Consider the following 26,281-nt stretch of genomic DNA (forward strand, 5'->3'; position numbering starts at 1 on the left):
ACAATATGGCACATCTGCACGGCGAGTGCGTTTGCCCCGTAGGGGCGGCATAGCTCACAATTAAGGCATGACTTCAACGGTGAACTACGCATCTCAGCGAATTGTAATTATTGGTGGTGGCCCCGGTGGCTACGAGGCAGCGATGGTGGCTGCCGCCTCCAACGCGGACGTGACTCTGATCGAACGCAACGCCATTGGTGGCTCCGCCGTTCTGACTGACGTTGTGCCCTCTAAAACCCTGATTGCTACGGCGGATATGATGACCCGCTTCTCCGAGGCGGGTAGCCTGGGCATCGAGAACACGAAGGGTAAGGCGCCGCAGCTTCGTGTTGATATGGACCGCGTGAACCGCCGAGTCCGCGACCTGGCCCAGCAGCAGTCCGCCGACATTAAGCGTGCCCTGGCTTCTGCTGGCGTGAAGATTATTCACGGTACCGGTAAACTCCTTGACCGCCACACTGTCCAGGTGACTGATGAGGCGGGTCTGGTCTACCCTCTGCACGCGGACTTTGTGCTGTTGTCGGTGGGTACGCATCCGCGTGAAATGGCGACCGGTATGCCCGATGGCGAGCGCATTCTGACCTGGACTCAGCTGTACAACCTCTCCGAGGTTCCCGAGGAGCTGATTGTGATTGGTTCGGGTGTGACCGGTGCGGAGTTCGCGTCGGCGTATAACGGTCTGGGTTCTAAGGTGACCCTGGTGTCTTCGCGTGACCGTGTGCTTCCGGGTGAGGACGAGGACGCAGCTCGCGTGTTGGAGGACGTCTTTGAGCGTCGCGGCGTGCGAGTGATGCCGCGTTCCCGTGCGGCTGCTGTTGAGCGTACTGAGGATGGCTCCGGCGTTATTGTGACTCTGTCGGATGGTCGTAAGGTTTCTGGCACTCACTGTCTGGTTGCTATTGGTTCGATTCCGAACACTGAAGATTTGGGCCTGGAAGACATCGGTGTTGAGCAGACCCCGAGCGGCCATATTAAGGTGGACGGTGTGTCCCGCACGAGCGTGAACAGCATTTACGCCGCCGGCGACTGCACGGGTGTGTACCCGCTGGCTTCCGTGGCTGCGATGCAGGGCCGTATCGCTATGGCCCATATCCTCGGTGATGCGGTGCGCCCGTTGCGTACCGATAAGGTTGCCGCGAACATCTTCACCTCCCCGGAGATTGCGACTGTAGGCGTGAGTGAGAAGGACCTTGCCGAAGGCGCCTACCGCGGTGACGCGGTGACCCTGCAGCTGGGCACGAACCCGCGCGCGAAGATGATGGCGATGCGCGACGGCTTCGTGAAGATTTTTGCTCGCCGACACTCCGGCACCGTCATTGGTGGCGTGGTGGTTGGTCAGCGTGCTTCCGAGCTGATTTACCCCATTGCCCTGGCGGTGGAGAAGAAGCTCGCGGTGGATGACCTGGCGGATACCTTCACGGTCTACCCCTCGCTCTCGGGCTCTATTGCTGAGGCTGCACGTAAGCTGCACACTCGCGGTCTGTAGGCATCAACCTGTTAGGTGCTGAGCTGGGCGTTCCCCGCCTGGTGCAGCATCCCGGAACAGTATAAAAGCGGTGGGGGTCGCCTCCTGAATTCCTTAGATTCAGGAGGCGACCCCCACCGCTTTGCTGTAGAGACGCCTTAGCCCCTGCGAAGTTTTACTTCGTGGTGCTGACGGCGTTCATATCCACGTCACGGGTTTCGTGAGTGAGCAGGATGAAGACAACACTCAGGATCGAGGCGAATGCCAGGTAGCCGCCCACTGCAGCCACACCGTAGGAAGTGTTCAGCCAAACAGCCACGAACGGGGTCAGTGCCGCACCGAGGATGGACGCCACGTTGTAGGCGATACCGCTGGCGGTGTAACGCACGTTAGTGGGGTACAGCTCCGGCAGGTATGCGGACATGGAACCGAAGGACAGACCCATCAGGCACATACCGATAAAGATGAAGAGGGTAACCACAGCGGCGTTTGCGTTCGCGCCGGTACCAACAACGGAGGGGGAGATGAACAGACCGAAGGACAGACCGAAGACAGCCATCGCGATGGTGGTCCACAGCTGCTGGGTGCGGCGGCCGTACTTGTCAGCCAGCCAACCCGAGATCGGAATGAAGATCGCGAAGCCAATAATGGAGATCAGCTGAATGATCAGGAACTCGCGGTAGGGGATCGCTAGGCCGCCCTTATCCGCCTTGCCGATACCGTAGGAGAGGACCCAAGCGGTCATCAGGTAGAACAGCACGTAGCATGCCACCATGATGAAGGTGCCCTGAATCATGGGCCACCAAGCGACCTTGAACGCCTCAACGAGCGGGGTCTTCACCTTCTCATTGTTAGCGGCAGCCTTGGCGAAGACGGGGGTCTCCTCCAGCTTGAAACGCACGTACAGACCAACGGCGACCATCACGATGGACAGCAGGAACGGAATACGCCAACCCCAAATGAGGAAGGGGTGCTCGAGGTTCTTCGCGTCGGTTGCGGAGTTGAAGGTAATCCAGCTGGTCAGCAACAGCATGAAGCCGTTCGCAAGCACGAAGCCGATGGGTGCACCCAGCTGAGGCCACATCGCGGCGCGGGCGCGCTTGCCATCCTCAGCGTATTCGCTCGCGAGCAGCGCCGCACCGGACCATTCGCCGCCCAGGCCCAAGCCCTGGCAGAAACGCATAATGGTCAGCATGGTCGGTGCCCACAGACCAATCTGGTGATAGGTGGGCAGCAGGCCGATGATGAAGGTTGCCAGACCCATGGTGAGCAGTGCACCGACGAGGGTAGCCTTACGACCGATCTTGTCGCCGAAGTGGCCGAAGATCACGGAACCGAGGGGGCGCGCGATGAATGCGACGCCGAAGGTAGCGAAGGAAGCCAGAAGCTCGGTGGTTGCGTCCTTCGAGGGGAAGAACAGTACGGGGAACACAGCCACTGCTGCCGTGGCGTAAATGTAGAAATCGTAGAACTCGATGGTGGTACCAACGAGCGAGGCGAGAATAACTCGACTGCGAGGAGTCGTATTCTTCACCGGTGCAGCAGACGCTTTCGTGTCGGATGCAGAAGCGCTCATGAGGAAAACTCCCGAGATGGTGAATTTGTGTGTACACATGGAGCCTGAGGTAGGTGTTCCGTTGTCGGTCAGCGCGGGAGGCGGGTGTGCCGTAGGCGCGTACTGGGTGCCGTGACCGCACCGGGTGGGGTGCGGCAGGCGTCGGATTCTGAAAGGCTCCTCTAAAGTGCAACATTATAACTCTGTTCAGAAAAACCCAAACAAATACAGCCACTATCTGGACGCGAACACAAGGGTTAGCGGCGTAAATCCCACCTAAACAGGCAAGAGCAGACATAGAAAATCCCCCGGAAAGATACGAGACATTACCTCATACCCTTCCGGGGGATTCGTATAGCCTATGGCGCTCGCGGTATCGAGACCGCAGTAGCGAGATAGAGCGTTACTTGATGGTCGCCAGCACCGCGCCGGAGGTGACGGTATCGCCCGGCTTAGCCGACAGACCCGAAACCTTACCCGCCTTGTGTGCGGTAATGGGCTGCTCCATCTTCATAGCCTCCAGCACCAGAATCAGGTCGCCCTCAGCGACGGTATCGCCGTCAGAAGCCGCTACCTTCACGATGGTGCCCTGCATGGGGCTGGTCAGCTCGTCGCCGCCACCCTTCGCCGCGCCGCGTGCCGAACGGGACTTGCGGGTCTTGACGGCGGGCTTAGCGGCAGGCTTCGCGCCACCGCTCAAATCGGGCAGGGACACCTCCAAACGCTTACCGTTGACCTCGACCACCACGGTGGTGCGCTCGTCCTCGTCAGAGTTCACGTTACCGGGTGCACCGGAGTACATGGGGATGGTGTTATTGAATTCGGTCTCAATCCAACGGGTGTGCACCTTGAACTCGCCGCCCTCAGCCGGCGCGAAGGCGGGATCATCCAGAACGACGCGGTGGAACGGAATGACGGTGGGCATACCCTCAATGGTCAGCTCAGCCAGGGCGCGGCGAGCACGCTGCAGAGCCTGCTCACGGTCCGCGCCGGTGACAATGAGCTTAGCCAGCATAGAGTCGAAGTTACCGCCGATAACGTCGCCAGCCACGAAGCCAGAATCCCAGCGAACACCGGGGCCGGTGGGCACGGTCATCTTCTCGATCGTACCGGGGGCGGGCATAAAGGAACGGCCCGCATCCTCACCGTTAATACGGAACTCGAAGGAGTGACCGCGCAGAACCGGGTCCTTCTCCTCAATCTTCTCGCCGCGGGCAATACGGAACTGCTCACGAACCAGATCCAGACCGGAAATCTCCTCGGAGACAGGGTGCTCCACCTGCAGACGGGTGTTCACCTCAAGGAAGGAGATGGTGCCGTCGGTGCCGACCAGGAACTCACAGGTGCCGGCACCCTGGTAGCCAGCCTCACGCAGAATCGCGCGGGACGCCTCATACAGGCGCTCGTTCTGCTCATCGCTCAGGTAGGGTGCGGGCGCCTCCTCAACGAGCTTCTGGTTACGACGCTGCAGGGAGCAGTCACGGGTGGAAACCACCACAACGTTGCCGTGTGCATCCGCCAGGCACTGGGTCTCAACGTGGCGGGGCGAATCCAGGAAACGCTCGATGAAGCACTCACCGCGACCGAACGCCGCGGTTGCCTCGCGCACGGCGGACTCGTACATCTCAACAATGCTCTCGCGGTCGCGCGCCACCTTAATGCCGCGGCCACCGCCACCAAATGCGGCCTTCACCGCAATGGGCAGACCGTGCTCATCAGCGAAAGCAATAACCTCATCGGCGGACTTGACCGGGTCCTTGGTGCCGGGCACCAGGGGAGCGCCCACCTTCTGTGCGATGTGGCGTGCCGCCACCTTATCGCCCAGCTGGGTAATGGACTCGGGGGAGGGGCCAATCCAGGTCAGGCCAGCGTCAATGCACTTCTGCGCGAACTGCGCGTTCTCAGACAGGAAACCGTAGCCGGGGTGCACGGCGTCAGCACCGGAGCGGATGGCAATCTCAATGAGCTTGTCCATCACCAGGTAGGACTGTGCCGCGGTGGCACCGCCGAGAGCGTAGGCTTCATCGGCGAGCTTTACGTGCTGGGCGTCGCGGTCGGGGTCAGCGTAGACGGCGACGGTCTGCAGGCCCTCATCGCGGGCTGCACGAATCACGCGGACAGCAATTTCGCCGCGGTTAGCGATTAGAATCTTGCTGACCGGGCCGGTGTGACGGCCGGGGACTGCAGTAAATTTCTTGGCGGCTTCTGCCTGGTGCTGAGTCACTTAAAGCTCTCCTTTAATCTCCTGCTCCAAGGATACATCGGCAGGATTGGCGAATATAACGCGCATCATACTGTTCTATCTTATCGATTGGTGTTCAATAATGTGTATTCCAGGGCGCGCTTTGAGACAGATTTATACGATTGCGCTGAATCTAATCTTCATCTTGGGGCGCCAGCCACAACTCGGTCACCGCTACTTCGCGGCGGCGCAGCATATCGCGTAGCGCGTGGATGGACAGGCCCACCACCGTGTGGAACTCACCCTCAATACCGCGAATAAACGCCGAACCGTAACCGTCCAGGGTGAAGGAACCGGCTACCCAGAGCGGCTCGCCGGTAGCAATGTACGCCTCGATTTCTTCGGGGCTGAGCTCATCAAAGTGGACGGTGGCGCTGCGCAGTTCAGAAACAGTGGGCAACTCAGAAGTTGCAGGCGGTTCAGTGCCCGGCTCAATACCGCGCAAATCCACTAGAGCGTGACCGGTGTGCAGCACGCCGTGGTTGCCGCTCATTGCGCTGATGCGCTCGCGTGCCGCCTCGGCAGTGTGCGGTTTACCGTAGGCAACGCCGTCAAACTCGAACACCGAATCGCAGCCCAGAACCAGCGCATCGCGCACACCCTCGGCGGCAAGTTCAGCGGCAACTGCCTGCGCCTTCAGCTGCGCCAGCAGGGAGGCGGTTTCAGCCGGGGTGAGTCCCGCACGTCCCTGCGCTCGCGCCTGTTCGTTGGCGGTAGCGAGTGCGGCGTCCTCATCTACGGAGGAGACGCGCACCGTGAACGCGATGCGGGAGTCTTCCAGGAGCTTGCGGCGTGCCGGGGATGCGGAGGCAAGAATCAAACGGATCGGTGTGGTACTCATAGGTTCTATTTTAGAGCCTTGCGGGTGAGCCTTACCCTCGAGTGCAGATTGAAGGGTGTCAAGAAGCTGGGGGAATGGGCGGAAAAGTAAGGGGGGGGGACGAAAAGAGCGTGTCCCATCCCCCTCAACCACGTAGGAGATGGAACACGCCGTTCAAAATCATAACTCTTCTCAATCGTTAAAGAAAAAAAGAATCAATAGTGACACTTTTATGACGTTTGACAAATGTATTTTGCCCATACTGAGGCATGGGTGGTGGAGAAGCGACACGGCGCTAAGCGGTACCGCCTAGCGCCGTGTGTGCGTGAGCCTTCGTCAGATTAGCGGTGTGCCGCGGCGGTGTTGTCTTCCACCTCGTGAAGTCGCTGCGCCTCGCCGGCGATGCGCTCATCGTAGAATTCCTGAGCCACGAAGCCGCCCTCCGAACGGGGAGCGTTGTAGAGCTCCTCATCCAAGATGCCCTCGCGGCGAGCCACAATCGCGGGAACCAGAGCCTGACCGGCAACGTTCAGAGCGGTACGACCCATGTCAACGATCGGGTCAATCGCCAGGAGCAGACCCACGCCGTCCAGCGGCAGACCCAGAGTGGAAAGGGTCAGGGTCAGCATCACGATAGCGCCGGTCGTACCGGCGGTCGCAGCCGAACCGAGCACGGACACCATCACAATGAGCAGGTACTGGGTGAAGTCCAGCTGAATACCGTAGAACTGAGCCACGAAGATCGCGGCAAGAGCCGGGTAAACTGAAGCGCAGCCGTCCATCTTGGTGGTCGCACCCAGCGGAACCGCGAAGGACGCGTAGGCGCGGGGCACACCCAGGTTGCGTTCGGCAACGGTCTGGGTCATCGGCATCGAACCCATCGAGGAGCGGGAAACGAAGCCCAGCTGGAGCGCCGGCCACACGCCCGAGAAGTACTGACGAACCGACAGGCCGTTCGCGCGAACAATAATCGGGTAGACCACGAGGAAGACCAACAGCAGGCCAATGTAGAGTGCGATAACGAACGCGACCAGCGAACCCATCGACGCCCAACCGTACGCGAACACAGCCTTAGCAATCAGACCCACGGTGCCCAGCGGTGCCAGGCGAATAATCCACCACAGAATCTTCTGAATAATCGCCAGGGCGCTCTTGACCACGTCAATGAACGGCTTGGCAGCCTCGCCAACCTTTAGCGCGGCAATGCCGACCGCACCGGAAATGACCAGGATCTGCAGTACGTTAAAGGATGCCGACGCGGTGATGCCGGAATCACCGGACTTAGCGCTGACGCCCAGACCCAGGAAGTTCACCGGGATCAGACCGGTCAGGAATGCGGTCCACGAACCGGTCGAGCCGGTGTACGCCTTGCCCTGCACCTGTGCGCCCACGCCCGGCTGAACGATCAGGCCCATCGCAATACCGATGAGCACCGCGAAGAACGCGGTAATCGCAAACCAGATGAGCGTGTTAACCGCCAGGCGTGCCGCGTTCGTCACCTGCGACAGGTTAGAGATGGAGGCGACCACGGCGGTGAAAATCAGCGGAACAACGGCCGCCTTCAGCAAGGTGACGTAGGAGGAGCCGATGGTATCTAAGGTCACCATGAGCCAGTTGGGGTTGCTCTTCGTGTCCCCACCCAGTGCGAGGGCGAGCGCGCCGAGAATGATACCCAGAATGAGGGAGGCAATGATTTGGTTGCCGAAAGAAGTAGCCCACTTGGGCAGACGTGAACGAGATGATGCATGCGGTGTAGACATGTGGCATACTCTAAAACTTTTACGCGCTCCGGCGCGAGTTTGTGTGAAGAAGTGTTTCAATCCTGTGCAGTGTGAGGGATGTGTGACGAACCGTGACCTTCCGGTGGCACCTTTCGGCTGTACATCCCGCAGTCTAACCAGCAACGCAGCCCAACCCAGCTGCCCAACCAACGCCGCCGCTGCTCCTAATAGGCGGTTAAATCGGCTGATAGTTAATTAGGAATTGCCGCAAAAGCAAACAGAAAGGAAACAACTGCGCAACATGCGGCGAAGCTTGCTGAGATTTTGCCGTCAGCTAATAATCCGAAAGCTAGAGCTTGATATGCTGGAACCACACCGATAGTCCGGCGAAAGTCGCCGGATGATGCTGTACCCACTCAGCTTCATGTACGCGTTGAGCGTTACGCCACGCACCACCTTTCAAGGAGAGATGCATGAGTTCTGCTCCCCAATACCCCGGCGGAACCACCACCCCTAACGGCCCGAAGAAGCCCCGCAATCGCATGGAAGCGGTTGCAGATTTCGCTACCCGCGCCGCACAGACCTCAGCCCAGCAGACCCTGAACCTGGGTGCGACCCGCCCCGGCATCGCCAAGATGATTGCCGTAGCGGGTGCTGGCGTGCTGCTGGTTGGCGGTGGCATCTTCGCCTACAACTCCATGCACCAGGAAGAGAACGCGTTCCTGTCGCAGGGCGAAGAGTACGCCCGCGTCTGCCAGGACGCGAAGACCGGCCTGCGCGTGGAAGATAGCGAATGTGAGAAGGCAGGCGTTCAGGAGCCGACCGACTCGTCCAGTAGCGATTCCTCGGGCTCCTCAAGCTCTTCTGGTTCTTCCGGTTCCTCCAGCTCCTCGGGCTCTTCAGGCACTTCTGGTTCGACCACCACCCACAATAATTCGAATGCGTTCCTCTGGTACTACCTGGGCCGCCAAAGTGCCGCTAATTCTTCCGGATCCCACTACATTCCTCCTGTAGGTTCCAAGCTTTCCGGAGGTAGCACCACCCGCCCCAGCAACGGCACCGTCTATAGTGGCGTGTCCTCCAAGGGCGGCGGCTTCGAGGACTCCTACCGCACCGCGAAGAAGTCCTCCACCGTTTCCTCCGGCAAAGTAACCAGCACCAATAACTCCGGTAAGACCTCCTCGGTGCGTAATAAGACCACCGGCTCGGTCTCCAGCGGTAAGCAGGGCACCAGCAATAGCGGTAGCACCGGCTCCTACAGCAAGTCGAATACCTCAAAGTCCTCCTCGAAGTCCGGTTCTTCGTCCAAGTCTGGCTCTTCCTCGAAGTCCGGCAGCAAGGGCGGTTTCGGTGGCGGCTCCAAGTCCGGTGGCGGCCGCTCCGGCGGCTAAGCCATCAGCCATGACACTGAATGCGGGCAGGGACTGAACGGTCCCGCCCGCATTTTCCTCACCAGAACAACCACACCCGCGGTGACGTAACAACACCGCTCACTATTTCCATTCACTACTTCGAAGGAGCCTAGCCCCTCATGCGCCGCGAAGAATTTCCCGTCGGCCGACCCGACTGGGAGAACGTCATCATTGAGGAAGGCCTCACCTACAGCGTGGACGGCCCCCACGACACCGACCACTACTGGAACGAATACGCCGCCTACATTTTCAGCCCGCAAGAAATGGACTCTGTGCGCGCCCAGGCGGAAGAAATGCACCGCATGTGCTTGGAAACCGTCGAGTACATCGCCTCCGGCGCGTTCGGCACCCTCGGTCTGCCTCAGGCGGCGTTCAACCTTGCCGTAGAATCCTGGAACCGCCGCGACGCCGACTTCTACGGACGCTTCGACTTTAGCTACTCCGGTGTGCCCGGCGACCCGATGAAGCTGCTCGAATACAACGCAGACACCCCCACCGGCATCGTGGAGGCGGCAGTCAGCCAGAAAACCTGGGCGAAAGACCAGCGCCTCGACACCCGCGGCTACGCCCACTGGGGTGAAATCGGTGAAGCATTCACCAACCGTTGGCGCCACATCTTCGCCCCCGAAATCACCGCGGGCGTGCAGCCCGTACTGCACCTGGCGCACGTGTCCCCCGAGATTGACGAGACCAACGAGGACTACAACAACCTCTGGCTCATCGCCTACTCGGCACAGCAGGCGGGCATCAAAACCCACATGATTCCCATCGACGAAGTCATCTTCAACGAAGACACCAAGAGCTGGGAAGACGCACAGGGACGGCGCATCACCAACCTCTTCAAGCTCTACCCCTGGGAAGACCTCGTCACCGACAGCGAAGCAGGCTACGACAAGCTCCTCTTCGCCTACCACGGCGCCATGGACCGCTGGATCGAGCCTGCGTGGAAGATGTTCCTCTCCAATAAGCTGCTGCTCGCCGCGCTCTGGGATAAGTACCCCGGCCACCCGAACCTCGTACCCACCTACGCGGGTCACCGCGGCGGTATGCGCAACTGGGTTCGCAAGCCCCTCTTCGGACGCGAAGGCGACGGCGTAGAAATCTACGCCCCCGACTACGACGTCTTCATCAAGCCCGAAGACGACGATTTCTTCGCTAACGCCCCCGAAAGCGAATTCATCTACCAGGAGTACATCCCGGCACCGCGCTATGAGGGCATTATTAACCCGGTCAGCCACCCCATCCTTGGCGTGTGGGTGGTCGACGGACGCACCGTAGGCGTGGGCATCCGTGAATCGAACGGCGCGCTCACCGACTACTGGTGCCGCTTCGCCCCGCACCTGGTGGACCTGAACGATTCCACCGGCATGGGATTCGGCACCACCGACCCCGGCGCCGCAAACTTCGGATAGCCCCGAGAGCTAAAACTCGACAACGAAGCCCCCGCCTCAGCCAAAGCTGAAGCGGGGGCTTCGTCAATAGAGATCCTGTTCAGAGGCTCCTATCCAGAGACTCCAGTTCAGAAGACTCTAGAAAACCACTCAACGAGGCGCGAGCAGACTAGAGGCTACTCGTCGTCCTCATCGTCGTCATCCTCAGTGTCCAGAGGGAGCATCATCTCATCGGTCAGGGCGCGGCGCAGAGTATCCAGACCCACCGAACCGAGCAGAAGCGCACGCGTGTGGAACGCGCGAATGTCATCGCCGCGGCGCACAGCCTGATCGCGCAGTTCCAGCCAGAGGCGCTCGCCAATCTTGTAGCTCGGCGCCTGACCCGGCCAACCCAGGTAACGCAGGAACTCGAAGCGCAGGTGGCCCTCGGACTCGTCCAGGTTCAGCTTCAAGAACTCATAACCCAGCTCAGAGGTCCAGATGGTGCCCGGCTCAACGCCCAGCTGCTCAGCCCACTCCGCGGGAATCGGCATCTCGCAGTGAACACCAATATCGAAGACCACGCGGGCGGCGCGCATACGCTGAGCATTCAGCATGCCCATGCGGTCACCCGGATCCTTCAGGTAGCCCAGTTCCTCCATGAGGCGCTCGGCGTACAGCGCCCAGCCCTCACCGTGACCGGAAACCCACAGCATGTTCGTGCGCCAGGAGTTCATGGTGCCCTTCAGGGCCGTAGCGATAGCAATCTGCAGGTGGTGGCCCGGAACGCCCTCGTGGTACACGGTGGAGGTCTCACGCCAGGTAGTGAACGTATCCTCACCCTCGGGAACCGACCACCACATGCGGCCAGGACGCGAGAAATCGGGGGAGGGACCGGTGTAGTAAATACCGCCCTCGTTCGTGGGCGCAATGCAGCACTCAATGCGGCGCATGGGGCCGCCAATTTCAAAGTGGCTACCCGCCAGGTTCTCCACCGCGGCGTCGGCGAGCTTCTGCATCCACGCCTTCAGCTCATCGGTGCCGTGCAGCTGACGTGCCGGATCTTCATCGAGCAGCTGCTTCGCACGCTCAATGCTTGCGCCCGGCTCAATCTCCTCGGCAACCTCACGCTGACGAGCGATAATGCTCTCCAGCTCCTTCACGCCCCAGGCGTAGGTTTCGTCCAGGTCAATGGTGGTACCCAGGAACGAACGGGAGTGCAGGCTGTACGCCTTACGACCCACAGCGTCGCGGGAGGGAGCGACCGGCTGCAGCTTCTCCACCAGGTAGCTGTTGAGGCGGCGGTAGCCTTCCTTTGCAGCCTCGGCACCTGCGGCAGCCTCCTCCTTCAGTGAGGGGACAGCCTCGGCGACCTCAGCGGCAAGCTCGTCAAAGAAACCACCGGGAGCGTAGTACGCGGCGGTCTGCTCAATGACAATATCCACCTGGCGGCGCGGGGCGACCTTGCCCTCTTCACGAGCCGCTTCAAGGGTCTGGATGTAGCCCTCCAGCGCCTCGGTCACGCGGTGCATACGACCGATGATGTGCTCCCAGTCCTGCTGGGTGTTGCGCTTCATCAGGTCGAAAACCGAGCGCACCTCCTGCGGGACGGAGGCAATATTATTCATCTGCCAGCCACCAAAGCCAGCCTTGTACTGCTTGCGGTACAGGCTCAGGCGCTCCTGCAGAGCATCCAGGGTGACCAGGTCAACGTCATCAATAGGCAGGACGTTATCGACCTTCTTCAAGGTCTTCTTCGCAAGGCGCGCAAAAGCCTTCTCGCCGGCGGGCGAGTAGTCGGGGTACAGGGTCTCTACGCCTTTGCGACCAAGCTCGGTTGCATGGACGGGGTTCAGGTCGAGGACCTTTTCAAAATATTCGTTAGCAATCTGATCGACGTCGGTCAGCGAGCGCTTCAATCGGTAGATGCTGGGAAGTTCCTGGTAAGTGCTCATGTTCATATCCTAACTCAGGGGTATGCCTTCAACCACGATTTTCGGTGATATGGGTCGCTTAAACCGGCAATATTACGGGCTGAGCGGTATCGAACGCGAGGAAAACAGCTCACCTGTGGACAACTCACTGGGGCGGATGCGCGAAAACGCCCCGGCTTTCCCCTTCCTGAACGTGCAGGAGAGGGAAGACCGGGGCGTGCCCAAGATGGGCTACAAGCTACTAGCGGGGTAGGCTAGCCGGCGAAGTATTCGCCGTTGAGTTCCAGCAGACCGTTCGCGCCCTCGACCACGCCGAGGCGGTGCGCAATGAGGCGGTCCTGCAGCTCATCGCCGGACACCAAATCCACCAGAATGTTCGGGTACTTGGTCGAGCAGCGGATGAACTCGTCGTACGCCTCATCGCTGAACGGTGCGTTCGTGATGAAGGTGCCGAGCTGACCGCCGCGGGCGTGAATCGCCAGGAAGAACGCGGTAATATCCTGCGGCTGAACGCTTGCGGACAGAACACCGCCAGCTACCGGGCGCAGAGTACGAACATAGAATGCTCGCTCTTTTTCGCCGGTAGCGGGGATTGCCACGCCGTCCACGCCCTGAGCTTCCAGAGCCTCTACCGTGTAGCCGCGCATCAGGAACAGATCGAAACCAATGCTACGGAAACGCTCCTCGGACACCTGAGCCAGTGCCGGAGCCAGCGCCTCGCGGCGGAAGATCTGACGGTAACGCTTCAGCGCCTCACGCACCTGAGCGGCAGCCACCTGCAGAGCGGCCGACGGCTCAGCAGTCGAAACAGCCGGAGCGGAAACAACCGGCTGGGCGGGGGCAGTAGCGATCGGTGCAGCAGCGACCGGTGCAACCGGAACCTCAACCGGCACCTGCGCGGAGGCCGCCACCGGCGAACCAGCCGGACGCGCCAGCAACGCCGGAGAAGCACCCGGCACCGGAGCCAACGGCTCACGCGAAGCACCCTCACGAGCCGCCAGGCGAGCCTGACGCTCCGCCGCACGCGCCTCCTTTGCTGCCTGAAGAGCCTCCTCACGAGCCTGCAGCTCAGCCGCAATATCCTGAGGCAGCTTGTGCTTGAGCGACTGCGGCGGCAGCGGCGCCATGCGGGCAGTCACAGCCTCCGGAGCACCCTCCGGGAAGCGCTTCAGCAGTTCCTTACCTGCCTCGCTCAGCTCATAACGCTCCGGGTTCTTACGGGAAGTACGACCGGTACCCTCACGCAGAGCGTTCAGGTAGCGCTCGCCCTTCAGCACGTGCATCGCCACCGAGTAGCGGTTGCGCAGACGCGGGGTCAGCTTGTAACGGTGCGGAGCGACCTCACCCTGCAGATAGGGGATGTCCAGGGCGAGCTTCAGCTCATCGTAAATGTCGTAGTAGGAGATGCGCGGGCTCTCCTCCACAAGCTTCAGAATCGGGTGAAGCAGCTGATGCGGGTACGGCAGAGCGTCCACAGCGGCAGGATCCAGCAGCGCCGAAGCCACCAGCTTCTGAATGCTCGGCTCAGCCATCTGCGCCAGGGCAGGCGCAAGCGCGGAACCCAACGAGTAGACGGTCTCACGCTCGGACAGGTAATGGTGGGCAATCAGCACATCGTAGATGTAATCCTGCGCGTCAATCTGCGCAAAATAGGGGTTTGAGGACGCCTGCTGAATGCGCTCGTCGCGGTCAAAGACCTGCTCCAGGCTCGGAAGGCTCAGCTCCACATCGGCGCCATGGTCGTTGAGAGTATTGAGCAGAAGAACACCCATGTGGGTCAGCAAAGCATCGGTTGCGGAAATATCCTCGGCGGTAATCGAGGTGCCCTCATCCTTCACCAACGTCAGCACGGAGCTCAGCTCGCTCGCCGGCACGCCGGTCTCCTCGTGGCGGGTCACCAGTTCCTTCGCCGAAGGCGACAGCGAGTACAGTGTCAGCGGAGAATCCGTGTGCTCGTGAATCGTCTTGGTGCGCAGGTAGCCCTCACGGGTCAGCAGGCTCAGCGCCTGAGCAATCACCGGCTCAACAATGCGCTGCTCCAGGTACGACAGGCCGTACCAGCCCTGCACAAAACCGCACTCGCGCAGCACCAGCTCACGAATCTTCACGGGAGCCGCCGCGGGATAGGCCGGGGTAACACTCAGGACGATGGGCAGAAGCTCACGCACCGTAATATGCGAGAGCAGAACCGGGTAGAACTGCTTCAGGTAGTAGAGGTACACGCCGCTGAGGAGGGGCAGGACCGGCAGAAGAGCCTGCGCCTGCTGTTCCTTCGGGGTACCCAAAAGTTCACGGCCAGCCTCGCTGAGGGTGTAGTGCAGGTTGCCCGGATGCAGCTGGCTGAGGGACACCTCAAGATAGTCAGCGTTGACCAGCGCCGCAATCAGCTTATTGAGTGCCTCACGGAAGAGAACATTGTCACCGACCGCAATGAAACGCTGAGTCATGTTGAAACCCAGGTCCACACCTACGGGGGTGTACATATCGGGGAAGAAAACCTTCTCGCCACGGTCCTGAGCGCGCTCAAAATGGCGGAGCAGGGAGAAAGCCGCCGCAACGCTGAGAGCGCGTGCTTCCTCGGGTAGGGCCTCCCACGAAGTGTCCTGCTGCAGAGAGTGCAATTCGGAATGGTCGATATGGAGCATTGTTTTATTCACAAAAGCCACGCCGGGCTCCTTATCTGGTGTTATTTATCGTGCGGGCATTCTTCATAAAGTGCAGTCATTCGAGCGGGAAAATATTCACACAATACTGGGCGACACCATCTTTATTTTTGGGTCGACACTTTGGTAACCCACTTTGGTAACCCCTTGTGAAGAGAAGTACGTGAAGAGAAGTAGGAACGGTAGATTTCTCAGCACGTTCCGCTCACGTACCGTCTTCTATGACGAACACTTCAGAAAGAACGCTATAAATTATGGTGAAGTGCTGATACCGTCACGGGTATATACACTTCGTGAAATAATGCGAGTATATATAACGCATTACCCTCCCATTGTATCGGCTGGTTCAGGAAATAACCTAGTTTTCTAAAACCAACCGATATATGAAAAATATCCTCAAGGAAAAGTGAAAATACATTAAGTGAAATGACGTAGGAAATGCGCGAAGACCAGAGACATTCAGAGGAAAATACTTACCCCAAGCCCCCGGTTACTCCAATCCGCGAGCAAAATACTCCTCATCAATGCGATAACCGCACTCGCCCTCACCATCAAGCACACCCACACGATGGCGAATCATCAGCTCCACCAGCTGATGCTGATCAACCAGAGCAATATTGCGTGCCCCCGGCAAACCCTGCAAATACTCGGGCACCGGATGTGCAAAAGCACCGCAGGTCACCAAAACACCCTGCAAACCGCCGTGTAAAAGTACCGCACCGGCAAGCTTCTGAATCTCATTGGGGGTGACCTTCATGGTTCCGCAATAGTGCTTCACCTGAATATAGATCGGCGCGAAATCCAGGCCATCAGAATAGCGGGCAATAACGTCAACACCCTTATCGTCGGCACCGCCGGTTACCTCGGTATTAAAACCGAGAGCCGTAAAAATATCGGCAACAATCTGCTCAAAATATTCTGGCGTCACCGCGTGAATGTGCTGAATCAAATCCTGTGTAAAATGCTCCGCAAACTCGGCCTGAGCGTGAATCACCGGCGAATCGCTGGCACGCAAAATAATATCCAGCGGAGACTGACCGGCAGGCCAGGAATTCGCAGGCCCAGCGGAATTCAGGGCGGGTATAGGGCAGTCAGCATCGGTTGCATCATAAGCAGCGGGGTTCAACTGAGCATGATCAGCGCCTGAGAAAGGCGGCAGAGCGTTAAGGGCACCAGTGTCAGGAGCGCCAAAAATGAGGCGATGCTCCGCCTCCGCAGTCGCCAGGAGTGCATTCGCCTGCTTCTTGAGCTTCTTCACGCTCTTCGCCGTCAAACTCTGCGCACACAGCGCCTGCACCTGCTTCACCACACGCGGCGGTACCGAACCGTGCAGATGCGGGGTGCAGGTCAGCTCGGCACCCAGAGGAGTGAGCAGGTACTTCCTCTTCTCCCACGGGGTTATACGAGGCATCAGCTGGGCATAACGAAGTGCCACCAAGATTTTCAAGGTGGTGCGCACAGCCACCGCAAAATCGGTGGATTCAAGAGCCGGTAGGTTCTTCTTTGACCCCAACGCCTTAGTCTGCTGCCGCAACTGCTCACTAACATAGGCGGCGGTGCGAGGCACAGTCTTCGACAAGCGCCGTAGCGTCGGCAACAGAAGCGCGATATAGACATCCGGTGGGGGCCTATGGTTTTTATTCAGCATCTTTGCCATGGTCCCTGCCAATTTATTAACACTAATGTGATGGTATATACATCGTAGCATCAGTACGTATCATCATGACTTTATCGTTTCTAATATGACAAAACCGCAAGAATCAGCGCATTAGATGTTCAATAGCGCAATATCAATCTTGAATTTGAGGCAAAACAATATATTCCCGCCACACCAGCTGGCGTGACGGGAATATAAGAAGCAGAGTTATCAGCTCGCGTTACCTGGGGCGAGCGCGCCTCCACGAACCGGGACCGGGACGCAACGAAACACCCAGGCGCTGGCCGCGGTTCAGGATGCGCGAAGCAGCACCCACCAGCGAGTTCTGCTCCTTCTGCGCGGCATTCGCCTGCATCATCGCAACCACAGCGGTGAGGGCGGCAATCTCCTCCGGGGTGGGGGAGCCCTTAACCACCTTCAGCAGAGGCTCCTGCTCAGCGTCAGTATCTACCGATGACTGAGCGGAGTCCTTCGCGGCGCTGGATGCTGCGCTATCCGCGTGCGCAGAAGAACGTGCGGAGCTACGCTCAAGCTGCTCGGGGCTCTCAGCAGCCTCCGAACTATCCTTCTTTTTACCGAATGAGAAATAACTCAGCGGGTTGTAGCCTGCCAAAGGCACGCCTCCTTAGAAAACCTAAAATCCTGGGAATGCCCGCGCCACAAGCGGCGCGGGCACAGCGGAAGCCTACAGCGGGATGTTGCCGTGCTTCTTTGCCGGGGTTGCCGCACGCTTATCGTGCAGGGCACGCAGCGAAGAAATGATGCGCACGCGAGTCTCACTCGGGGCAATAACCTCGTCAATGTACCCCAGCTCAGCAGCCTGGTACGGGTTCAGCAGCTCTTCCTCATACTTGGCGATCAGCTCAGCGCGGCGAGCCTCAACATCGCCACCCTCAGCCGCCAGAGCAGCCAACTCACGACGGTACAGAATATTCACCGCACCCTGAGCACCCATCACACCAATCTGTGCGGTGGGCCATGCCAGGTTAATATCGGCGCCCAGCTTCTTCGAACCCATCACAATGTATGCACCGCCGTATGCCTTACGGGTAATGACGGTAACCAGCGGAACGGTCGCCTCCGCGTAAGCGTAGAGCAGCTTAGCGCCGCGGCGAATAATGCCGTTGAACTCCTGATCAGTGCCGGGCAGGAAGCCGGGAACATCCACAAAAGTCAGAATCGGAATGTTGAACGCATCGCAATGGCGCACGAAACGGGCAGCCTTCTCGGATGCAGAAATGTCCAGGCAGCCGGCGAACTGCATCGGCTGGTTCGCCACAATACCGACCGTGCGGCCCTCAACGCGGGCGTAACCAATCATCACGTTCGGGGCGTACAGCGCCTGCATCTCCAGGAAGTGGCCGTCATCCACCACGGATTCAATGACCGCGCGCATATCGTAGGGCTGGTTCGCCGAATCCGGAATCAGGGTGTCCAGATCCAGATCGTCAACGGTCACCACGGGCTCCTGGTCGTGCTCCAGGGGCAGGGGCTCGGCAAGGTTGTTCGACGGCAGGAACTCCAGAAGCTCACGCACAAAGTCAAACGCGTCTTCCTCGTCCTCAGCCAGGTAGGTGCTGGTACCGGTCACGGAGTTGTGCTGACGCGCACCACCGAGGGTCTCCATGTCCACATCCTCACCGGTCACGGTCTTAATGACGTCCGGGCCGGTAATGAACATGTGCGAAGTCTTATCCACCATGATGATGTAGTCAGTCAGAGCGGGGGAGTACGCGGCACCGCCAGCGCAGGGGCCCATAATGACAGAAATCTGCGGAACCACGCCGGACGCACGCACGTTCATGCGGAAAATGTCAGCAAACATCGCCAGGGAGGCCACGCCCTCCTGAATGCGGGCGCCACCACCATCGTTAATGCCGATGACCGGGCAACCGTTCTTCAGAGCGAACTTCTGCACCTTCACAATCTTCTCGCCGTTCACCTGCGAGAGGGAACCACCGTACACGGTGAAATCCTGAGAGTACACGGCAACCAGACGGCCATCCACGGTGCCGTAACCGGAGACCAAACCGTCACCCAGGGGCTTCTTCGTCTCCATGCCGAACGCGGTGGTGCGGTGGCGGGCGAGGGCATCAAACTCAACGAAAGAACCCTCGTCCAGAAGCATTTCGATGCGCTCGCGGGCGGTGTTCTTGCCGCGTGCGTGCTGCTTCTCGATAGCTGCCTCACCGCTGGGCGCGAAGCTGCGCTCTCGACGTGCATAAAAATCAGCGAGCTTACCGGCGGTGGTGCTCAAATCAAATTCCTGCTGGAGGTTCTCGGACATTATTCCTCGTTCCTGCTCCACCCGATTGTCGGGAGCCAGTGGTTGCGGTGATGGTTGTTCAGAAGGCCCCGAAGAGCGCTCTTGAACAATGTGCATATTCTTCAACTATAGTGCGAACTAGGGCACATGTGCCAGGTGAGAAGCCAGAATATCAACACTAGATACACTTTTATGCACTCAGTACCCAAGAAGGCGCATATAGTAAACGAAAAGTGCGAAAGAGTGGCTCAAAAGAGCACAGAAAACCCCCTCTCGCGCAGGCAATCTTTGCCGACGGAAAGGGGGTTTACGTTCAAGCTTTTCCAGCGTGAAGCGGCGCTCGACCTTAGATGGTGCCCAGAACCGGGTTCCATTCGGTCACGGTGTGAGACAGAACCGCGCCGCCAACGTTCATCGGGTCGTTAGCCACGATCTTTTCGGCGGCCTCAGCGGAATCAACCTTTGCAATCAGCAGAGCGCCAGCGGGGGTCTCGCCGTCCAGCAGAGGACCGGAAACGATCAGGTTGCCCGCCTCAATCTGCGAACCAAGGTACTCGCGGTGAGCCGGACGGTACTTCGCCTGCTCCTCGGGAGCTGCGTAAACGTAAGTAATTGCGTAATAAGCCATAGCGGTCTTCTTTCGAGCAGGGCGGAGGAACCTCCGCAGCCGGTCGGTGCTTGATGCACCCTCACTGTCTAATGTACCGTCTCGGGTACCGGGTGGGCATCACCGGCGGCAAGAAATTGATATGGTGAGAAATCAACGTGACTCGGCTGAAGCTCGTAGGTTTCGGTAACGGGTCGGCATGTTTTAGAGCAGTTTTCGGGCGGAGTAGAAAGGCGCAAGCTATGGAGAAGAATATACACACCCAGAGTGACCATTCGGTTTTGGATGCGCCGCGCATCCGCACCATCGCGCTGGATGCGGGCTACTCCAGCGTCAACCTCTACGATGAAGTCGACTCCACCACCACCCGCGCCCGCGAACTACTCATGGACGGCACCGACCCCGAACGCGAACAGCTCGGTGAACTCTCCGTCTACGCCAGCCTCTACCAAAGTGCCGGACGCGGCCGCCTCGCCCGCGCCTGGACTGCCCCTCCCGGGGCCTGCCTCGCCGCAAGCATTGTGGTGCGCCCGCACGCCTCTGCAGACCCGCTCGCCCGAGAGCTACCCGAAGACAGCTACCACTGGCTGACCCTCATCGCCGGGCTCAGCGTGGTCGATATTTGGCGCGGCTACGGCGTGGACGCAGCCCTCAAATGGCCCAACGACGTCATCGCACAGGGAGCCAAAGGCTGTGGAATCCTCGCCCAGCTCGTCCCTGAAAGCGGCTCCACCGAGGGGCAGCGCAGCATCATTGTGGGCATCGGTCAGAACACGAATATGTCCGCCGAACAGCTGCCCGTACCCACCGCCACCAGCCTGAGTCTATGCACAGGTGCCGCGGTTGACTCCTCCGAGGTCCTCACCCGACTGCTGAGCATCTTCGCTCGCCGCTACCGCGCCTTCGTGCGCGCCGGCGGCGACCCGGAACGCCCCGACCCGCTCAACCCGGAGAGCCTCAGCCTGCTTGACCAGGCGCGCGCTGCCACCGCAACCCTCGGAGCCAGCGTGCGCCTGAGCCTGCCCGACGAAAGCACCGTAGAAGGCGTTGCTGAAGACCTCGACGCGCAGGGGCGCATCCTTATTTGCCGCGAGGACGGAACCCTGGAGCCCTACGCGGTGGGCGATATTGAGCACCTTCGCCCCGCCAACGGTAGCTACGGAGATTTTCAGCAGGCACACTAGAAGCAGCCCCTAAAATTTCAGCCCGGCACGGCTACACTCAACGAACCCGCACCACCTCAACCGGCGCCTCTAGCCGGAATACAACAACCAGCACAGCTAAGGAACACCATGCGTTTGCGCGGAAAACTCAACCCCGGTGAGCATGTCATCATTGCGACCCGACAGCACTACGGTGCCCTGCTGCCCACGCTTGCCTACCTGCTGGTTGCAATCGCCGCGTCAACCTTCGCCTCCACGGCACGGTCCTCACCGATTCTGTGGACTCTCGGCACAATCTGTGCGGTAGGTACCCTGCTCGGTGCCGTGCGCACCGCCTGGCGTTGGGCAACCACCTACTACCTGCTGACCACCCACCGGCTCGTGGTGCGCCGCGGCATCATGACCCGCAGCGGAGATGAGTCGCTCTACCTGGACTCCATGGGGGAGCGCTGGGCAAAACAACCCGGTCCGGGAGCCTGGCTGGGGTACGGGTCGGTGTACGTGGTGTGCCGCGGGGTGCACCACCGCCTGACCTACGTGCCCGATCCCAAGCGCTTTGAAAAAGAAATTAAAGCCGCCCGACGCGACTACTACGCCCTGCGCGCTCGCTATATTTAGGGCTTCATCGCCTCTGTGACCGAGTTGGGAGGGAACCATCGGGGTGGCTCAGAGCCTAAACTCGCCGCTAAATCTGCCGAAAAAATGCGGACTAGAGTATTCTTAAATGTGAATTACTCCACTAAACTATCCTAGGGTGCGGGCGCTTTTGTGACCCAAACACCACAGCGGAGGGGTATATTAACAAGGCGCTACACGGTGAGCATCATCGCAGTGACGCAATGCGAAACCCGCAGAGCACAACGGTGTACCACGTAACCTAGCGCCACCACGGTATAAACCGGACAGTATTTTCCGGCAGGGATGAAAGGAGCGGCAGCGGCAATGAGCACGGCAGACCGCCATGAACCTGCGCACTCTCCGCAGGACACCGGCGCCACCATGGGCCCCGAAACCCAAATGCTCAACCTCAAAATCCTGCAGAATCTCGCGCAGAATAATATCTACCGCGACGAGGAATCCAAAGCAGGAATCCGAGCCCTCGAAAAGTCGCTCCTGGGACAGGGTCGCCGCTACACCCCCGTAGAAGCCGCAGAATGCGCCGGACTTCCCTTCGAAACCGCCCAGCGCATCTGGCACAACATGGGCTTCCCGACGATTCCCAACCACTCGCCCTACTTCACTGAAACAGACGTGCAGATGCTAGCCGACCTACAGAAGTTGGACGCAGAAGGCGACATCCGCATGGAATATGTGGCATCCCTCGTGCGCGCCGAAGGTCAACTGACCGACCGCACCGTCGCCTGGCAGATTGAGGCGCTCGTGCACAACATCATGGTCACCGAAAACCTCAGCGATAATGATGCCCGCCGCAAGCTTCTTAAAGACTTCCCACGCTACCTTGAGGTTCTCGAGCGTCTGGCGCTGTACGCATACCGCCGTCAGATGTACGCCGGAATCCTGCGCCTGGGATTGCGTGAGAACAATGTGACCACCTCCGGCCTTTCCCGCCTGCCCCTGGTGCGTGGCGTGGGATTCGTGGATCTGGTCTCCTACACATCCCTGGTGCGTAACCTGGATGCAGCGGCACTTTCTCAGCTCATCAACCACTTTGAGCAGAGCTGCCTGGACGTTATCGCACCCCTGGGTGGTCGCATTATTAAGACTCTCGGTGACGAAGTTTTCTTCCTCACCGAAACCCCGGACGCTATCGCAGAAATCAGCCTGCGTCTGTCCGAAAAAATCGGTGCCGACCCGCAGCTGCCGGACTCCCGCGTCGCCTTCATCTGGGGCGAGGTCCTGGCGAACCGCGGTGACGTGTACGGCTCCAGCGTGAACCTGGCTGCTCGCCTGGTTTCCCTGGCTGAACCGGGTACCGTGCTGACCGATAATGAGACAGCAAACACGCTCCGACAGGTGGGAAATCGCTATACTCTCACCTCTCAAGGAACGCGAAACGTTAGAAGCTTTGGTAACGTAGACCCCGTGGCGGTGACTCGTCGCGTGAACTACACAATGGAGATAGACCTCTCATGACTGAACTGAAACTACGTACCGGTGGTGCAACGCACCGCGGCGCACATCGAGAAAATAACGAAGATTCGATGGTCGTCGCAGGTTCCCTTTGCGTGGTCGCGGACGGCATGGGAGGCCACGAGGCGGGCGAGGTTGCTTCGCGCCTGTGCGTGCGTCAGCTCGCCTACTCGCCCTTCTTCACCATGCCCGGTGGCCGTAGCGAAGAGGAACAGCAGGCCTACGTTGAGCGCCTGGCCGCTATTGACGAGGAAGACCCCACCAAGCGCCGCCGCCGCGCGAACACCCTGCTTAACAACGAAATTGTGGGCACCCTCAACCGCCTGCACGACATCATTGGCGAAACTAACGAGGAGATTAAGCAGGCGCTTTCCCGCTCCGGCGGTACGACTGTGACGGGTGCATGGCTGACCCGCATTGGCGACCGTAACCTGTGGGTTATCTTCAACGTGGGTGACTCCCGCACCTACCGCCTGTTGCGTGAGGACGAGGGTATTCACCACTCCGCCATGGAGAAGCTGCCCGGTTCCGAGGGCTCCGCCTCGCTGGAGCAGGTCACTAGCGACCACTCCGAGGTGCAGTACCTGGTCGATGAAGGTCAGATTACCGCCCTGGAGGCGCTGACCCACCCGCGCCGCAACGTGATTACCCGTGCGCTGGGTACCGGTAACTACTGGGAGCCGGACTTCTGGGTTCTGCCCGCTCGTCCGGGTGACCGCCTGATGCTCTGCTCCGATGGCCTTTCCGGTGAGCTTTCGCACGAGTACATGGCGCGTGTGCTCACTTCGATTCGCCACCCGCAGGACGCCGCTGACGTGCTCCAGCACGAGGCGCTACGCTCCGGTGGCCGCGACAACATTACCGTGATTGTTGCTGACGCTGTCGAAGCCTAAACTTCATACCTGTTGATTCACCCCCATTTTCTATGGGTGCTCATGCGAGTGCTTGTAGAAGGCGGGGGTGAATTGCGTCCGCGTACAGAAACTAAGGAAGCGCAATCCGGGAAGTAGCTACGGTGTTCTTACGCCAGTGTTTGCGCTGGCGGGACCTGAGCAATATGACGAGCGATAGGGGAGAGGCGGAGCAAAAACGCTAGACTGGACGGGTGACTGAGAACAACACCACCCAGCAGACTGCCCCCGCCGAGAACACCGCAGAGATTACCGAGGCCCTGCGTGCTGAGTACGCGGAACTGACCGATAAGATTCGTGCCGCCCGCCGCGCCTACTACAACGAGGATGCGCCCTTCCTCTCTGACGCCGAGTACGATAAGCTCTACCGCCGCCTCGAAATCATTGAGGCGGAGCACCCGCTCATCATCGCCAACGACTCGCCCACCCAGGAAGTCGGCGGCGAAGCCATCGAAGCTTTCGCGCCCGTCACCCACCTGCAGCGCATGTACTCCCTCGAGGACGTCTTCTCCTTCGAAGAGCTGCGCGCCTGGCTGACCAAGACCGAAGAGAGCGCCCGGAACCTCACCGGTAGCGCACCGCAGTGGCTGACCGAGCTGAAGATCGACGGCCTGGCGGTGAACCTGCTCTACCGCAACGGCACCCTCGTACGCGCGGCAACTCGCGGCGACGGCACCACCGGCGAAGACGTCACCCACAACGTGCGCACCATTGCGAGCATTCCGCAGCAGCTGACCGGCGAGAACCACCCCGAAGAGATTGAAATCCGCGGCGAAGTGTTCATCTCCTCCGCTGATTTTGAGAAGCTCAACGAGTCCATGATCGCCGCCGGCAAGAACCCCTTCGCTAACCCGCGTAACGCGGCGGCAGGCTCGCTGCGCCAGAAGGATGCGGCGATTACCGCCTCGCGCCCGCTGAGCATGTACGTGCACGGCATCGGTTCGCGCACCGGCCTGGATATTGCCACCCAGTACGAGACCTACGATCTGCTCGCCTCCTGGGGTCTGCCCGTGAGCCCCTACAGCGAAATCGCCGCTAACACCGAGGCAGTGTTCGACTTCATCAACAAGTACGGCGAGCAGCGTCACTCCCTGGTGCACGAAATTGACGGCATCGTTATTAAGATCAACGACTTCGCAACCCAGGCTCAGCTGGGCTACACCTCCCGCGTGCCGCGCTGGGCGGTGGCGTACAAGTACCCGCCCGAAGAGGTGCACACCAAGTTGCTGGACATCCGCGTGGATGTGGGACGCACCGGCCGCGTGACCCCCTACGGCGTCATGGAGCCCGTGTTCGTCTCAGGCTCGACTGTCGAACGCGCCACCCTGCACAACCAGGATGTGGTCAAGGCTAAGGGTGTGCTCATCGGTGACACCGTGGTGCTGCGCAAGGCAGGCGACGTGATTCCCGAGATCGTCGCCCCCGTGGTTGCCCTCCGTGACGGCACCGAACGCGAGTTCGTCATGCCCAGTGAATGCCCCTCCTGCGGTTCGCCCCTTGCCCCCGGCAAGGAAGGCGACGTGGACCTGCGCTGCACGAACCCCCGTTCCTGCCCCGCGCAGCTGACCGAGCGCGTGTACTATGCGGCAAGCCGCGGCGCCTTCGACATTGAGGCGCTCGGCTTCGAAGCAGCAAAGGCACTCACCAGCCCCGCAACCCCGGATACTCCTCCGCTAACGACCGAGGCGCACCTGTTCAGCCTCAACATTGAGGACCTGCGCGAGGTCACCATCGAACGTGAGAAGAAGGTCAAGGGCGTGGGCACCGGAAAGATGGAGCGCGTGCCCTACTTCTACACCAAGCCGACCAAGGCACGCCCCGAGCCGAAGCCCACGAAGAATACGCTGAACCTCTTCGCCGAGCTGGAGAAGGCAAAGCAACAGCCGCTGTGGCGCGTGCTGGTTGCCCTCTCGATTCGCCACGTGGGCCCGACCGCTGCCCGCGCGCTCGCCGCGGAGTTCGGTTCGATGCAGGCGATCCGCGAGGCTGACCGTGAACGCCTTGCCGCTGTGGACGGTGTGGGCACCACGATTGCCGACTCGATTATTGAGTGGTTCGCTGAGGACTGGCACGCCGAGGTGGTGGACTCCTGGGCTGCCGCCGGTGTGCGCATGGAAGATACCCGTGACGAGTCCGTGGAACGCACCCTGGAAGGCTTGACCGTGGTCGTGACCGGCACGCTGAACGGTTACACCCGTGACGGTGCGAAGGAAGCCATTATTTCTCGCGGCGGTAAGGCATCCGGTTCGGTGTCTAAGAGGACCCACTTTGTGGTTGCGGGCGCGAACGCCGGCTCGAAGCTGGATAAGGCTCAGCAGCTGGGACTGAAGGTGCTGGATGAGGAGGGCTTCACCGCCCTGCTCGAGGGCGGCCTGGAGGCTGTTGAGGCTACCGCCGAGTAGAC

General features: G+C 60.0%; 19 protein-coding genes. 9 read left to right on the forward strand and 10 right to left on the reverse strand.

What is annotated here, in order from left to right:
* Window positions 1-67: 67 nt before the first annotated feature.
* Window positions 68-1,486, forward strand: a complete 1,419-nt coding sequence (locus HMPREF2836_RS00830; protein ID WP_070629063.1) for an NAD(P)H-quinone dehydrogenase — start codon at window positions 68-70, stop codon at window positions 1,484-1,486.
* Between the two features lie 154 nt (window positions 1,487-1,640).
* On the opposite strand, the gene HMPREF2836_RS00835 is transcribed toward HMPREF2836_RS00830, so the two are convergent.
* The 4 genes from HMPREF2836_RS00835 to HMPREF2836_RS00850 all read right to left on the reverse strand — a co-directional run bounded on the left by HMPREF2836_RS00835 (window position 1,641) and on the right by HMPREF2836_RS00850 (window position 7,842).
* A complete protein-coding gene (locus HMPREF2836_RS00835; RefSeq protein ID WP_005508870.1) occupies window positions 1,641-3,041 on the reverse strand; it encodes an MFS transporter in 1,401 nt (466 codons plus the stop codon).
* Window positions 3,042-3,423: 382 nt separating this feature from the next.
* A complete protein-coding gene (locus tag HMPREF2836_RS00840; protein WP_070629065.1) occupies window positions 3,424-5,244 on the reverse strand; it encodes an acetyl/propionyl/methylcrotonyl-CoA carboxylase subunit alpha in 1,821 nt (606 codons plus the stop codon).
* Between the two features lie 151 nt (window positions 5,245-5,395).
* Window positions 5,396-6,103 (reverse strand): Maf family protein, encoded by a 708-nt coding sequence (locus HMPREF2836_RS00845; RefSeq protein WP_070629067.1) that lies wholly within the window; start codon window positions 6,101-6,103, stop codon window positions 5,396-5,398.
* Between the two features lie 320 nt (window positions 6,104-6,423).
* Window positions 6,424-7,842, reverse strand: coding sequence for a dicarboxylate/amino acid:cation symporter (locus tag HMPREF2836_RS00850; RefSeq protein ID WP_070629070.1), 1,419 nt, complete (start codon window positions 7,840-7,842; stop codon window positions 6,424-6,426).
* Window positions 7,843-8,276: 434 nt separating this feature from the next.
* Between HMPREF2836_RS00850 and HMPREF2836_RS00855 the strand changes: the two genes are divergently transcribed.
* Window positions 8,277-9,194, forward strand: coding sequence for a hypothetical protein (locus tag HMPREF2836_RS00855; RefSeq protein ID WP_070629072.1), 918 nt, complete (start codon window positions 8,277-8,279; stop codon window positions 9,192-9,194).
* A gap of 140 nt (window positions 9,195-9,334) precedes the next feature.
* Window positions 9,335-10,627 carry a glutathionylspermidine synthase family protein gene (locus HMPREF2836_RS00860; RefSeq protein ID WP_070616781.1) on the forward strand — a complete coding sequence of 431 codons (1,293 nt, stop codon included), beginning with the start codon at window positions 9,335-9,337 and terminating at the stop codon, window positions 10,625-10,627.
* A gap of 155 nt (window positions 10,628-10,782) precedes the next feature.
* On the opposite strand, the gene HMPREF2836_RS00865 is transcribed toward HMPREF2836_RS00860, so the two are convergent.
* Window positions 10,783-12,540: a DUF885 domain-containing protein gene (locus HMPREF2836_RS00865; RefSeq protein ID WP_070616783.1), complete on the reverse strand. Its 1,758-nt coding sequence runs from the start codon at window positions 12,538-12,540 to the stop codon at window positions 10,783-10,785.
* A 22-nt stretch (window positions 12,541-12,562) separates the two neighbouring features.
* Here HMPREF2836_RS00865 and HMPREF2836_RS09180 point away from each other — a divergent pair, with 22 nt between their 5' ends.
* Entirely contained in the window at window positions 12,563-12,772 is a 210-nt protein-coding gene (locus HMPREF2836_RS09180) for a hypothetical protein (RefSeq protein WP_141752087.1), read from the forward strand.
* A gap of 1 nt (window position 12,773) precedes the next feature.
* Here the strand turns inward: HMPREF2836_RS09180 and HMPREF2836_RS00870 are convergent, their stop codons facing one another.
* The 5 genes from HMPREF2836_RS00870 to HMPREF2836_RS00890 all read right to left on the reverse strand — a co-directional run bounded on the left by HMPREF2836_RS00870 (window position 12,774) and on the right by HMPREF2836_RS00890 (window position 19,733).
* A complete protein-coding gene (locus HMPREF2836_RS00870) occupies window positions 12,774-15,185 on the reverse strand; it encodes a restriction endonuclease (protein WP_070629074.1) in 2,412 nt (803 codons plus the stop codon).
* A 487-nt stretch (window positions 15,186-15,672) separates the two neighbouring features.
* Entirely contained in the window at window positions 15,673-16,761 is a 1,089-nt protein-coding gene (locus HMPREF2836_RS00875; RefSeq protein ID WP_246822788.1) for a restriction endonuclease, read from the reverse strand.
* A 298-nt stretch (window positions 16,762-17,059) separates the two neighbouring features.
* On the reverse strand, window positions 17,060-17,458 hold the full coding sequence (locus HMPREF2836_RS00880) for an acyl-CoA carboxylase subunit epsilon (protein WP_246822789.1): 399 nt from the start codon (window positions 17,456-17,458) through the stop codon (window positions 17,060-17,062).
* Between the two features lie 66 nt (window positions 17,459-17,524).
* Complete coding sequence (locus tag HMPREF2836_RS00885; RefSeq protein WP_070629080.1) at window positions 17,525-19,126, reverse strand: acyl-CoA carboxylase subunit beta; 1,602 nt, start codon at window positions 19,124-19,126, stop codon at window positions 17,525-17,527.
* 325 nt (window positions 19,127-19,451) lie between these two features.
* The gene (locus HMPREF2836_RS00890; RefSeq protein ID WP_005507003.1) at window positions 19,452-19,733 is read right to left on the reverse strand and encodes a YciI family protein; all 282 of its coding nucleotides are present in this window, start codon (window positions 19,731-19,733) and stop codon (window positions 19,452-19,454) included.
* A gap of 221 nt (window positions 19,734-19,954) precedes the next feature.
* Here HMPREF2836_RS00890 and HMPREF2836_RS00895 point away from each other — a divergent pair, with 221 nt between their 5' ends.
* The 5 genes from HMPREF2836_RS00895 to ligA all read left to right on the forward strand — a co-directional run bounded on the left by HMPREF2836_RS00895 (window position 19,955) and on the right by ligA (window position 26,279).
* Window positions 19,955-20,896 carry a biotin--[acetyl-CoA-carboxylase] ligase gene (locus HMPREF2836_RS00895; RefSeq protein ID WP_070629082.1) on the forward strand — a complete coding sequence of 314 codons (942 nt, stop codon included), beginning with the start codon at window positions 19,955-19,957 and terminating at the stop codon, window positions 20,894-20,896.
* A gap of 108 nt (window positions 20,897-21,004) precedes the next feature.
* Window positions 21,005-21,493, forward strand: coding sequence for a hypothetical protein (locus tag HMPREF2836_RS00900; RefSeq protein ID WP_005508853.1), 489 nt, complete (start codon window positions 21,005-21,007; stop codon window positions 21,491-21,493).
* Between the two features lie 324 nt (window positions 21,494-21,817).
* Window positions 21,818-22,969: an adenylate/guanylate cyclase domain-containing protein gene (locus tag HMPREF2836_RS00905; RefSeq protein WP_070616794.1), complete on the forward strand. Its 1,152-nt coding sequence runs from the start codon at window positions 21,818-21,820 to the stop codon at window positions 22,967-22,969.
* Window positions 22,966-23,859 carry a PP2C family protein-serine/threonine phosphatase gene (locus HMPREF2836_RS00910; protein WP_070629083.1) on the forward strand — a complete coding sequence of 298 codons (894 nt, stop codon included), beginning with the start codon at window positions 22,966-22,968 and terminating at the stop codon, window positions 23,857-23,859. The genes HMPREF2836_RS00905 and HMPREF2836_RS00910 overlap by 4 nt, the downstream gene beginning before the upstream one ends.
* 212 nt (window positions 23,860-24,071) lie before the next feature.
* Complete coding sequence (gene ligA / locus HMPREF2836_RS00915) at window positions 24,072-26,279, forward strand: NAD-dependent DNA ligase LigA (RefSeq protein WP_070629085.1); 2,208 nt, start codon at window positions 24,072-24,074, stop codon at window positions 26,277-26,279.
* Window positions 26,280-26,281 lie beyond the last annotated feature (2 nt).

This window comes from Rothia sp. HMSC065C12, assembly GCF_001812085.1.
Lineage (GTDB): Bacteria > Actinomycetota > Actinomycetes > Actinomycetales > Micrococcaceae > Rothia > Rothia mucilaginosa.